The sequence below is a fragment of the Mesorhizobium sp. M7A.F.Ca.AU.001.01.1.1 genome, from assembly GCF_004022735.1.
Lineage (GTDB): Bacteria > Pseudomonadota > Alphaproteobacteria > Rhizobiales > Rhizobiaceae > Mesorhizobium > Mesorhizobium ciceri.
This window is the reverse complement of the sequence record NZ_RZPF01000201.1, coordinates 1-9205: the sequence shown is the minus strand read 5'-3', so window position 1 is coordinate 9205 and position 9205 is coordinate 1. Positions and strand designations below refer to the sequence as shown.

General features: G+C 59.5%; 8 protein-coding genes. 1 reads left to right on the top strand and 7 read right to left on the bottom strand.

The window, feature by feature from the left end; translation table 11 throughout:
* The 4 genes from minD to EN884_RS14565 form a co-directional block, all read right to left on the bottom strand.
* Positions 1-664 (bottom strand): septum site-determining protein MinD (gene minD / locus EN884_RS14580; protein WP_128360598.1); only part of this gene is annotated, 664 nt, incomplete at its 3' end.
* A 67-nt stretch (positions 665-731) separates the two neighbouring features.
* Positions 732-1541, bottom strand: a complete 810-nt coding sequence (minC, locus tag EN884_RS14575) for a septum site-determining protein MinC (RefSeq protein WP_063168608.1) — start codon at positions 1539-1541, stop codon at positions 732-734.
* Between the two features lie 155 nt (positions 1542-1696).
* Positions 1697-3673 carry a DUF4406 domain-containing protein gene (locus EN884_RS14570; protein WP_082826503.1) on the bottom strand — a complete coding sequence of 659 codons (1977 nt, stop codon included), beginning with the start codon at positions 3671-3673 and terminating at the stop codon, positions 1697-1699.
* Positions 3670-6033: an ATP-binding protein gene (locus EN884_RS14565; protein WP_063168609.1), complete on the bottom strand. Its 2364-nt coding sequence runs from the start codon at positions 6031-6033 to the stop codon at positions 3670-3672. Before EN884_RS14565 ends, EN884_RS14570 begins: the two co-directional genes overlap by 4 nt.
* Before the next feature lie 691 nt (positions 6034-6724).
* Between EN884_RS14565 and EN884_RS14555 the strand changes: the two genes are divergently transcribed.
* A complete protein-coding gene (locus EN884_RS14555; protein WP_063168610.1) occupies positions 6725-7675 on the top strand; it encodes an EamA family transporter in 951 nt (316 codons plus the stop codon).
* 83 nt (positions 7676-7758) lie between these two features.
* Here EN884_RS14555 and EN884_RS14550 read toward each other — a convergent pair whose 3' ends face one another.
* The 3 genes from EN884_RS14550 to EN884_RS39535 form a co-directional block, all read right to left on the bottom strand.
* Entirely contained in the window at positions 7759-7908 is a 150-nt protein-coding gene (locus EN884_RS14550; RefSeq protein ID WP_086081318.1) for a hypothetical protein, read from the bottom strand.
* A 643-nt stretch (positions 7909-8551) separates the two neighbouring features.
* Positions 8552-8899 (bottom strand): DUF2934 domain-containing protein, encoded by a 348-nt coding sequence (locus EN884_RS14545; RefSeq protein WP_027160800.1) that lies wholly within the window; start codon positions 8897-8899, stop codon positions 8552-8554.
* Positions 8900-8996: 97 nt separating this feature from the next.
* Positions 8997-9205, bottom strand: a 209-nt coding sequence (locus EN884_RS39535) for a BA14K family protein (RefSeq protein ID WP_245466046.1), incomplete at its 5' end; no start/stop codon positions are given.

Genomic DNA, 9205 nt, shown 5'->3' with positions numbered 1-9205 from the left:
CGAGGTTGGAGGCGCGCAGCACGTCCTGGCTTTCCGGAATGATGCCGAGCAGCGGCACCGACAGGATTTCCAGCACGTCGTCGATGGACAGCATCTCGCCGCGCGAGGCGCGCGCCGCATCGTAGCGCGTCACCAGCACATGCTTGGCGATCTGCTCGCCCTGCTCGGCCCGCAAGGTGCGGGCATCGAGCAGGCCGATGATGCGATCGGAATCGCGCACCGACGACACTTCCGGATTGGTGACGATGACCGCCTCGTCGGCAAAGCGCATGGCGAGCTGCGCGCCGCGCTCGATGCCGGCCGGGCTGTCGCAGAAGACGTAGTCGAACACCGAGCGCAGCTTGTCGATGACTTCGCCGACGCCTTCCTCGGTCAGCGCATCCTTGTCGCGCGTCTGCGAGGCCGGCAGCAGGAACAGCGTCTCGACCCGCTTGTCGCGGATCAGCGCCTGCGAGAGCTTCGCCTGGCCCTGGATGACGTTGACGAGGTCGAACACCACGCGCCGTTCGGCGCCCATGATCAGGTCGAGGTTGCGCAGGCCGACGTCGAAGTCGACGAGCGCCACCTTCTTGCCGGTCTTGGCCACGGCCGCCCCGAGGGCCGCCGTCGAGGTCGTCTTGCCGACGCCCCCCTTGCCCGAGGTGACCACCACTACCTTGCCCATTGAAAAGCCTCCGTTGTTGTTGTTCTTGGTCGGGCGGCCCTCGGCCGCCCCAATATCGAAACGAATGTCAGCTCAGCGTCGAAACCCGCAAGGCGTCGCCGTCGAGAAACGCCTGCACCGGCTTGCCGCGCGAAACGCCTTCCATCTCCTCGGCGGTGACGTACCAGCCGTCGACCGCCAGCAGCTCCGCCTCGTTCTTGCGGCAGAAGATGCGCGCGCCCCTGTTGCCCAGCGCACCCGCCGAAGCGCGCCCGCGCAGCGTGCCGTAGACATGGATCGAGCCCGCCGCGATGATCTCCGACCCGGAAGCGACAGAACCCAGCACGATGACATCGCCATGCGGATGCACGATCGCCTGGCCGGAGCGGATCGGCGCCTTGATCATCAGCGTGCCCGAAGCTTCAACCTGCGGCTCGCTATCGCCCGCCTTGCTTGCGCCAGCCTTGCCGTCGCCGGCCTTGGCCGCGCTGCCCGCATCCGCATGCTGTTCAGCCGCCCTGCCCTCGGCCTTGTCGAAACCCTCCGCCCGCGCCTCGCGGGGCAGCAACCCATCCGTCGTCGCCTCCTTGGCGCCGACCAGCACCGGCGGCAGGTTGGGCGCGAGTGCGGCGTGGCCGTCGAGCTCGATGGCGTAGACGCGGATGCCGCGATGGCCAAGCACGTCGACCAGCGATTCGATCGCGGCGACATCGGGCTTCAAGGTGTTGAGATCAAGCACCACCGGCCGCCCGGCAAAATAGCCAGGCGAATTGCCGATCCAGTGATCCAGCCCCTCCAGCCACACGTCCAAAGGCGCCTCCGGCGTCAGCGTGAAAGCGACGAAAGAGCGGGCACGAAAGCGAATGGATTTGGCCTCGAGGGGGGCGGCAAAGGTCACGGCTGGCGAATCCTTACTGAGAGGTAAACGCTAGCGAGGGAATGGTTAACGAATGGTTAATGCCAGGGGTGGGAAGGCGGTAGGACGACAATTCCTGTTCCCGGCGACCCTACCCGAAAGAGCACTCGGCTACGGTGATGTTTGCTTGCCCAGCACTAGGCCGCATCACGGTCCTGCGGTTTCATGCGTGCTGGCACGTTTGCTCTGCGAATAACGTCCGCGATATGGCTAGTTAGGCCAACTTCGCCCTGCAATTCCACACCATGGTGCGGCTCAAGGCTGTCAATGACGTCGCGTAACTTCTCAAGTCCTTGCGAGACGTCAAAGACTATCCAATGCTCTGCTTTTCCCGGGACAAGCACGCCAGCAGCACTCTTAGTTGCGCCATGATGCATCTGCACCACCCATGCCCGTTTGCCATCGTGAACCCACTCGAAACGCACCGGGCCCAATTCGGCCGCACCCGCATGCAGGCGTTCAACGTCCGCGATAATTGACGACGGAAGTATCTCTGCCTTGGCAGTGCCTAACATGAACCTGTCACCCACACCGCGTAGCCCCTCGGTGACGATCTCCCCGCTCTGGAGCACTATCGACGCACCGGAATAGAGCGGCTCAACACTTGCTTGTCCCAGAATCGAAGCGATTAACTTGTGGTCCGGATCTTCTTCCTGCATGATCCTAAAGGGGTCGCTCCAGCCGCGCGTTGTCGTGAATTTGCCCGGTGTCTGCTCGATTGGTGCAGTGCGACACCAGACCTCCGACGAACCCGTTGCTTGGCCGAACGTAAACGGTGCCACCCGCCGATTGACCACAGTAGTGCGCGGTACTGGCAGGCCAATGAGGTGTGCGACAAGAAGCCCGAAGACCTTATCGCCAAGCATATGACTAAATCTGTTGGGCCACTGCGCTACCGGAAACAAATCTAACCCTTTGTGTTCAGCAATCTCCCATCCCAACGTGTGCATGCGACGCCAGCCACGTGGCCGGGGATGCAGACTGAATTCCAGGCGCGTGTTTTCGGGAACTGCCAAATCCGGTTCGAAACCGTAAACCGTAGCGAGGAGTCGGAATCCCCAACCGAGAGGTAGAGAAGCTGTGCCTGCCTTCTCTACCGCGCGAGGCGTATCGTCGGGAGCAAACTCGATGATCTTCCCAAGCACCACCCCGGAAACGCCACCATCGTGGATATCGACCGTTTCATTTACGATGGTATGCAGACCTTCGCGCGTGAGGCGTGCGATCGCATCGACAATATCGTTAACTCGAGTCAGACCGTATATGAATTCGCGGCTAAGCGGGCTTTCAGGTGTAAAGCTTCTCACATTCACGGAGCCGTCAGCGCTTCGCGCAAGGAGTGTCTCGGCAACTTCGGTAACGTTGGAGAATATGCGGTTAGGGCTTTCCCCAAGGACGCGTGAATACGCCTGCTTTGGTTTCCCACGATGCGGTTCATAGCTGACGAATTGCGCTACGTTGATAAGTTCAGCGAGCCGATCGAGCGAAGCGTCTTTTCGCGGAATGCCACCACCCGGCACGTAGACTACAGTCGCCACTGTTGTTTCGAGTTGGCTATATGCAGCACGCAATGTGTTCTGGAGAGCGAGCGGCGGCACAGCCAGTGCATCAACGCGAGCGAGTGCGCGGCTGATTGCGGCGACACCATCTCGTGCGACGATGGGCGATCCGTCAACACGAGCGGTGGGGATGCCTTCGAGATGTGCACGGCAGAATTCAGAGGCACTACCCGCGCTGTATTCCCATCCGTCCATTAACAGGATGCGGCTCGCGTGAGCTGAGATGAACTGCTGCCACAACTCTAGATAATCTTCTTGGGTCCAACCGTTAATGAATAGGCTCGCTGGCTCAACCACCGGCTCCGAGCCCCTGGCGCGGAGCAGTTCGGCTGTCGCTTTGAGCTGGTTCTCGTTCGGAATAATCACCTGCTCGACAAGTTCGGCACGATAAGCGCTCGCATCGGCCTCAAGCTGATATCCGATCTTGCTCCACCAATCTATGAACCGCAGTCCCGACGTGATCGGGCCGCTGAGATAGACGACCTTTCGTGATCCGAAGGCAGAACGCCAAGCTTGACGGATGCCGCTTAGCGGCTGGGGGGATTGAGCTGTCATTTCCTAACGTATTCCGGACTGCGCCGCTTAACGAACCTTAAGGATTCTTCTCTGAGCTTAAGTTCACTAGCGAACGAAGCCAGCTTGCCATTCTTTTCATCAGCCTTAAATAAAGCCGCGCAATCGAGAGCCGGATTTTTCTTTTCCTTAAGGACTGCGCCCTCCCGCGCTGCCATCTCGATAAGGGGCAGGAACTCGCGTTCAATTGCCTCCCGATCGTCTATTTCGTCGAATGCGCCATTGTAGAGGCGAAGAGTCGTTGTGCGTCCCCATTCCAAGAACTCACTCTCAAGTTCCGTCACACTTTGACTGTTACCAACCTGGCGAACAACACGCGCCACTGCAGCCTCGATATCCTTATAGCCCAAGAAGAATGAAGCACTCCGCAGGATACTCCATTTACCGGATTTCTCGATATTGTCAGGATTCAGCGCATGGTCGGCCGGGAGATTTCCCTTTTCGATCGCATCTTTCAGAAAATTCTTTATCATCTTCTGCCTTGAAGTAGCATCCGGCGGAAGCAGTAGGTAATTCTCGTCGATACGCCCCGTTCTACGGATCGCCGGATCGATGCGATATGCGTAATTGGTAGCCATGATGAAGATACCGCGCTTCGCTCGGCGCAAGTTATTAAACTTGGTCAGCATGCCAGGCGTCATGAACTTGAATACGGTATCTTGCTGGCCATGCCGCTTCGAGCTTCGATCCAGCACGAGTTCGTCAATCTCGTCGAAGAGGACCACGACGTCCGCCTGCGCCTCAAGCACCTCAAAGATCATTTTAGCGCGCGCTTCCACCTCGCCCCCGCCACCTGCCAGAAAGTCGCTGACGGTAATCGTTACGAGCGGAAAGCCGAGCGCATCCGCTAAATTTTCAGCAACGCTGGTTTTGCCGGTGCCAGGCGGGCCATAAATTAACATAGAATAATTTCGGGGACTTCCGCCGAGCCAAGGCAAAAGGAACTCCTCTTCTACCTTACGATAGGTCTCGAAGTATGGCCCGAGTGAGGTTATCGGCTCAAAGCTCTCCCTCAGATCTGCTTTGTCATCCGGGGCCGCGGCCGTTGTCGTCTTTCGAGCTAGTTGCATCGCTTGGGTCGCAGGACTCCAAGACTGTTTGGCACGTTGAGGCTTTCGAACGTTGAAGCGAGACAGTCGCAGCGTGGTGCGAGCTATGTGGCCGTGGAGGCTACGCCGGTATCCCAGAAGAAAATCGACTACCTGCGCGGTATCCCAAAGTTGGATCGAGTCAGGATCCGCGACATGGTCCGAGTGCCAGCCTGAAACTCGGCGTGGCGTTCCTTCAACATCGATTGTGACGCGCCTCGCCGCAAGCCAACTCCAGAAGCGGCGAAACAGAGCTATGTATCGTTCCGAGCGCCCATGAAACCGCTCGTCCTTATCTAGTCTCTGGCAGCACCGCAGAAGTGAATTTGCGGCCTCCACACTTATTGGGAAAAGTACAAACCCCTTTACGGTGCGCAGGAAGGGCTTACTTGGGCGCCAGTGAGCACTAGTCTGCTGCGCTTGCTCGAGGACATCAAGAACACGGTCGAATAGACGCACATCTATTGTCTGCTCCGAGAGGAGCAGCACGCCCTCCAAAGAGAAGATCAACTCGGCAGGATCGAAGCGGCTGTCCGGGATATTTGAGTACGAAAGCTGATCGTGAAGTGTACTCTCAAAGTAGCGCAGATATGCAGCTCTGCCTTCTATCTCTTGCCCCAGCGTATGAGCTGCACGCACGACTAACAAAGGAACGAATGCGTTGGGTACGACTTTTGATTCCGTCAAGCCTCTGTTCTTAAAAATAAAAAAACTGACGAAGCTGTTCGTCGGATCAATCTTTACGAGTTTCTGAACGACGATCCTGGCATCGGCCATGAGATCATCGGTCCCACCAGGTGTCGCCGACAAAACCTCGGCAAGAAACGACATGGTTAGCGGGTCATTGGTCCCGTAGGTAGGAGAAATCGTTGTTATGGTTTGGGCTCTGGTCTCAGAACGGGCTTCTCTAAGCTCAGCGACCAACCTGTCAAATGCCTTCTTTCGCGCTTCATCCAGCTTTTTCGCGTATTGACCGCCAACCTCAAATGCATAGCCTGGACGAGATGTGCCAACTCGTTGCGACTCGCGAAGAAGATCGATTGCGCGGATCATCATTGTCATCGTGCTATGCGAAATCTTGTGCTTGTCATTTTCTTTTCGGCGATCGGGAATTTCATAGGGCCAGTTGGGTTTCTCCGAATTGAACGTTCCCGCAATCGTTTCTCCTGTTTCTAGAAGCACTCGATCGATGGCGGCAATGTCTTCCCGATCACGTTGGATTCCATCACTGAGATAGGATTCGAGAGTATGCAAATGACCTCTGGAGTTCACTGTTCCTGTGCCGCAAGCGACCGATTCGGTATAAGGGCACTGTAGTGTTTAGGAAAGGGTGACCGCATCACTCAACCTGAGCCTAACGCATCCATACTAAGCGATACGCGCCCAGGGAGCTGTGATCCACCGCAACCCGCCCCTCAACTGAAAGCTTCCCTACCACCCATTCGCCACCATCAGCACGTTGCCCGTCTCCTGCTCCGCTGCTGGTGCAGCTATATTGCGCCGATGGCGGCAATTGCCAGTAGGAACATGCCCGCCGTGATCGCTGTCTTCTCGGAATGTTCTGCCGGGCGAAGTTTGGTGTGAAAGAGGACTCCCGCCGGGCCATGCCCAGGTATCCAGCCTGCAAGGAACGTCCCACTATCCCCTCAATGCCGCTTAAAATACTACACCTCGCGCTCATGCTTCTCCATCGCCTCACGCGTCTCGAACGTTCCCAGATTCCGCCTTTTCCCGGTCTTCTCATCCTCCTAGCGCGAATAAAGCCGGTATTTTCCGCATTTCATTTTCCGGATCATTTCGCTCTCCCTGGCTGATAGTTTCCCCTTGCCCTTGAGGTCCGCGCGGCTGCCCAGATTCCTCCTCGACCTCTCAAAACGGATGCACGACCCAACGACACAGGCTATATTGCCCCGTCTGGCCGAGGTCATCGAAGGGGAGGCATGACATGCAGGCAATGCCGATAGCGCATCAAGCCGCGCAACCCGTGCGCCCCATATCCTCCCTGGCCGGCTATCCGGCCGCCGTCCTGTGCTGGCTGCTTTCGGCCGGTGTCTACATCGCGGCCAAATGGGTGGCGCCTGAAATGCCGCCCTGGGGTCTCTGTTTCTGGCGGCTGACGCTTGCCTGCGCCATCCTGCTGCCGATCGTGCACCGTCATCACGAGGCGATGATCGGGCTTTTGCGAACGCGCGCCGTGGAGGTCGTCGCCGTGGGGGCGATCGGCCTGACGCTCTGCCAGGGTATGATCTACCATGGCCTCAACCACACCGACGCCACCACGGCCGGCATCATCATGGCGCTGTCGCCGGTCATGACGATGGTGCTTGCCCGTTTCGTGCTTGGCGAGCCGCTCGGCCTGTGGAAGTCGCTTGGCGCGCTGGTTGCGCTTGCCGGGATGATTTTCATCGTTGCCCACGGCAACCTGACGGCGCTGCTGCAGCTCAAGCTCAACGCCGGCGAGCTGTGGATCGTCGGCAGCGCGTTCTGCTGGGGCCTCTACACCGTGCTTTTGCGCCGTGCCAAATTCGGCATCGAACTCCTGCCGATGGTCGTGCTGCTGCTCGGCGCCGGTGCGCTGGTCGCCTTGCCTTTCCATGCGTGGGAATTGTTCAACGACGAACGCTCCGCCATGAACGTCCACAGCCTTCTCGCGCTCGCCTATCTGGCAGGTCCCGGCGGCGCCCTGATGTACTACCTCTACAACAAAAGCGTGCAAACGCTGGGTGCTAGCCGGGCAAGCATGCTGCTCTACCTGCAGACGGTGTTCGTGGCCGTGCTCGCCTATCTGCTGCTCGGCGAGGGCTTGCACGATTACGACCTGGTCGGTGCGGCCTTCATCGTCGCCGGCATCGTGCTCGCTACCGTAGTCAGGCCAGCTCAACCACGCGTGGCGTAGACATCTTGCGGGTGACGGCTGTATTCAGCGCCGGCCGCATTGGCGTTTGGTGAGTCACCATTGCGACAGCCAGAGGCCCCCTCTCAATGCCGCTTGAAATACTGCACCTCCTTCTCGTGCTTCTCCGCCGCCTCGCGCGTATCGAACGTTCCGAGGTTGCGCCGCTTGCCGGTCTTGTCGTCCTTCTTGCGCGAATACAGCCGGTATTTGCCGTCCTTGAGTTTTCGGATCATCTCGCTCTCCCTGGCTAGGATTGGCCCTGATCAAGGTTTCCGCTTACCGGGCGGCGGCCTGCCGACCAGCGCCTGCGTCTTGTCGCCATGCTCATTCCCCGGTTGTGTCAGGGATCAACGCCGTTCCAATCCAAATGATCCACCCGTTCGAAGGCAGCACTCTACGGCGCCCCCCCTCTGGCCTGCCGGCCATCTCCCCCACAAGTGGGGAGATTGGCAGCTTTGGCGTCGGCGCTTTCTGGCAACGTCGAAATTCGGCGAGCGCCGGCCAAAACGCAAAAACCCGCCTGGGCGGCGGGTCACTGGCGCAAATCAGCACCATAGGCAGAAATGTAGCATAGCTGCCCTCACCCCGTCAAGAAAAAATTCCTATCCCATCGACAAGCTCCCTGTCCGGACACATGCATCCCGGCCACGAAGGCTAGCGGCGCAATTGCGGCGGCAGCCGACATTCCAACGCAGTAAATTCAGATCCAACTTGACGGAACATTAGCCAAAGCTAATTGTTAGTGGATGCGGCAGGTGGTGCCCTCCATCGCCTGCCGAAGATCGGCCCTCCGATCGGCCCGCGTCCTCCGCCAGAGGCGCGGGCTTTTCGTGCCGATCAGCCGTCGCAGCCTAGCCGGCATTTTTCGTCCTCCGACTATTTCGCCAGTCCCTCATCGGGGTTTCGCCGCCCTTTGGCCTTGAGGCTGCGCGCGGCTTGCTCGACCGCGGCGCGGTCGTTGCCCAAGCGGTCGAGCAGTTCCTGTGCCTCGTCGCCGGAGATGCCGGTGCGCACCGCCAGCGCCTCGACCTCCAGCACGTCGGAGCTGGCGATCTCGCCGGTTTCAGGCAGCGCGTCGCCCGCCGTCAGCGGCAGGGCTCCCTCGCGGTCGATCTCGGCCTCGGCCTGGTGCCAGTGCCGCTCGGGGTCGCCCTGCATGCGGCCTTCCCGTTCCCAGATCTGGTAGGCGCGCTCACGAATTCTGTCGTCCCGGTCGTCGCTCATGGTCAGTCCTCCTTCGGGTCAGGGTTGAACGTCGCGCCAATGCGGACGCTCCGGAAAATCCGCGCGATCGGATCGCCATGCCGGCGGTGCGCGGGGGCTACTGGCATTGCCGTCTCGGGCCACCGGAGTATGGCTGGTAGCTGTTGTCTTCCGGGCGATAGGAGCGGTAGCGGCTGAAGCAGGAATCGACATGGTCGGCCGAAAGCGCTTCGCCGTCATCATCGGCAAGGTAGACGCCAAGGCCAGCGCCGTTTTCCCCGCCGTCGCCGGCAGCCGGCTGGCCGGCCTGACCGGCGGCTTCGAGAT

Bases quoted from the DNA above. Each gene is read 5' to 3' on its own strand.
- EN884_RS14545 (WP_027160800.1), bottom strand. From the start codon at position 8,899: ATGAGCGACGACCGGGACGACAGAATTCGTGAGCGCGCCTACCAGATC.
- EN884_RS14550 (WP_086081318.1), bottom strand. From the start codon at position 7,908: ATGATCCGAAAACTCAAGGACGGCAAATACCGGCTGTATTCGCGCAAG.
- EN884_RS14555 (WP_063168610.1), top strand. From the start codon at position 6,725: ATGCAGGCAATGCCGATAGCGCATCAAGCCGCGCAACCCGTGCGCCCC.
- EN884_RS14570 (WP_082826503.1), bottom strand. From the start codon at position 3,673: ATGACAGCTCAATCCCCCCAGCCGCTAAGCGGCATCCGTCAAGCTTGG.